Genomic DNA, 2220 nt, shown 5'->3' on the forward strand with positions numbered 1-2220 from the left:
GGCCAAGTAAAACCAGAAGGCTCTGTTTTTAACTCTTTTCAATCCAACGGAATAAGTTTTGAATCGAATTGGTTCATAAAGAATTCACAACAGGTTTTATGGGAGACAAACACGTTGCGGGTACATCCAATTGCCCAATCGTCATCTACTGCCAAAATGACATATTCGTTGTCACCGAAATCAACGTACTCGTCACCAAACTCGTTCTGTTTGACATCCATTAAATTCATCGGGATTGGTGGATCAAAATCGTAATAAGTAGACATTTGCTGTCCTTTCATTTTTTTGGGGGAGTGAAGCCCTATCAGCTTTAATGCCCATCGACATACAAATCGAGAAGCGTGTTCTTATCATTCAGGCGCAAAACCGACACACCGCGATCACCAAACTTTTCAACGATCTCTTCTGCCACGGATTTAAGATCAGCGTTTTCACCATCATAAGGGCTGATAAAAATACGTCCCGTTAGATAATAGATGCCGTCTTCGTCATCCCGAAGACGATAGTTTGTTTGGATGTCGAACTGGCGATAGGCTTTACGGATTTCATAACTGAGATGATTAAGCGTACGCTCAATTGGGACATACTTAATTGCAGAGGGTCCATATCGCGTATCCAGTTTTTCTATTTTCATTAATTTCGCAGCATCTTCATCAGAAAATATGGCAATGCGCCCAAGCTCAGGGTCACAATCAAACCCGTGTTCGCAGATGTCGTTAAGCGCACCAGTGAACGCCTCTACATCTTCGGGTTCCATGTCTGTAAAAAACTGATGCGCATAATTGGCGGCGAGATTGTGATTGAAGGGGTAATCTTGTCCCATGTCTTTATCCTTCTTGTTGAGGAGGTTTGTAACGTGAGACAATGGTATGGCCGCGACCGATCAAAAGTCATAAAAAATCGACAGTTTGATTTTTACTTCAATGACAACACCCGGGACCTATTTTAGAACGCTGTGGCGGCAACGTTTTTCAGAACGTGTGGGTTACTTTCGGCATAAGCTGCGGTCTGGTTCACGGTCGCATGGCCCATCAGCACCGATACCGATTTCAGATCAATGCCACGGGCAATCAATGACGTGGCGAACCCACGGCGACCAGAATGCGATGATGCACTTTCTGGCAAGCCAGCACGACGGAACAACCGCTTGATCATCTGCTGCATGGTATTGGGTGTAAACGCCGATGCCTTCTGTGATCTGAACAAGAACGAGTTGGTATTGAATGCCACACCTTCTTCGGATTGACGTTGTTCGATGTAACGACTGACAGATCGACGTACCCGAGGATTGGTCAAGAAGACCTCTCGGTTGGTGTTGGTCTTGGAATTGGCGCGAGTGATTTGGAAGTGGTCACGGAGTTCACCAGATGTATCCAGCACGTCATGAACCCGCAGGGTGGCGATTTCACCAACGCGCAGTCCAAGTCCGAATGACATGTAACAAATCGCGAGATTACGCTCGGCATGTCTTTCGGTTTTGATGATTTTGAACAATCTGGTGAGTTGTTGTTCGGTCAGTACAGCAGCTTTGCCTTCACGCATGGTTTTGTCCTTTGTAATGTTTAGATTTCATCACCGGACTATGAATTATAAGCATAAAAAAACTGGGGCCAAGCCGGAACATGCGCCAAAGGTGCAGAAAGTCTGGGAATACTTAGTTTTATACAAAACTAAACGTTTCTGGTTTTGCACGTTCAAGACCGATTTATCGGTACAAGGGGGGTATGTTCCCATAAAGAAGGTCGTGTTGTTTCAAATGACACAGCAAGAAAGCTTTTGTCCTTTTATATGACATCACGAATAGAAGCTCACGCAGATAGATGGGGGCATTGGTATCTGTCAGAACAAAAACGTTACGTTATTACCTTATTATAGTATTTTCGTAACGCATTAGATAATTCAAATATATCGACGTGATTTCCTAACGAAAATTCTTCAAAAGAACTCATGAAACGGAATTCCCGGGATTTCCTTTCCTCGCCAGATCAGCAGAACTTTTCTTGTGGAAATAAAACTCTATTTCAAAGACGGGTTTCGATCAGAAATACCTGTGGCACCAAAACCACAAAATACCTCTCCTGACGGAAAAAATGCACCGCGCTTGAAGCCAAGTTTCTTCATCCCTTCCCCGGGAATTGCAAACTACATTTTAAATCCAGAAATCTCTATTTCAAAACCAAATGCAGATGGTTCTATACAGGTGAAAATCACTTCTCAAGT

The 2220-nt window shown here is 43.7% G+C and carries 4 protein-coding genes; 1 reads left to right on the forward strand and 3 read right to left on the reverse strand.

Going from position 1 to position 2220, the window contains the following annotated elements; translation table 11 throughout:
* Positions 1–38: 38 nt before the first annotated feature.
* From IEW74_RS17140 to IEW74_RS17150, 3 genes are all read right to left on the reverse strand, one after another.
* Entirely contained in the window at positions 39–266 is a 228-nt protein-coding gene (locus IEW74_RS17140; protein WP_188667391.1) for a hypothetical protein, read from the reverse strand.
* Positions 267–310: 44 nt separating this feature from the next.
* Positions 311–823, reverse strand: coding sequence for a hypothetical protein (locus IEW74_RS17145; protein ID WP_188667393.1), 513 nt, complete (start codon positions 821–823; stop codon positions 311–313).
* 122 nt (positions 824–945) lie between these two features.
* Positions 946–1542 (reverse strand): tyrosine-type recombinase/integrase, encoded by a 597-nt coding sequence (locus IEW74_RS17150; protein WP_188667395.1) that lies wholly within the window; start codon positions 1540–1542, stop codon positions 946–948.
* Between the two features lie 460 nt (positions 1543–2002).
* On the opposite strand from IEW74_RS17150, the gene IEW74_RS17465 reads away from it, so the two are divergent.
* The coding region (locus IEW74_RS17465) for a hypothetical protein (RefSeq protein ID WP_229734407.1) at positions 2003–2220 on the forward strand (218 nt) is incomplete at its 3' end.

This window comes from Terasakiella brassicae, assembly GCF_014641495.1.
In the GTDB taxonomy this organism is placed as follows: domain Bacteria; phylum Pseudomonadota; class Alphaproteobacteria; order Rhodospirillales; family Terasakiellaceae; genus Terasakiella; species Terasakiella brassicae.

What these genes read in the sequence shown, in the direction of transcription:
- IEW74_RS17145 (WP_188667393.1), bottom strand. Translation starts at nt 823, where the DNA reads ATGGGACAAGATTACCCCTTCAATCACAATCTCGCCGCCAATTATGCG.
- IEW74_RS17140 (WP_188667391.1), bottom strand. Translation starts at nt 266, where the DNA reads ATGTCTACTTATTACGATTTTGATCCACCAATCCCGATGAATTTAATG.
- IEW74_RS17150 (WP_188667395.1), bottom strand. Translation starts at nt 1,542, where the DNA reads ATGCGTGAAGGCAAAGCTGCTGTACTGACCGAACAACAACTCACCAGA.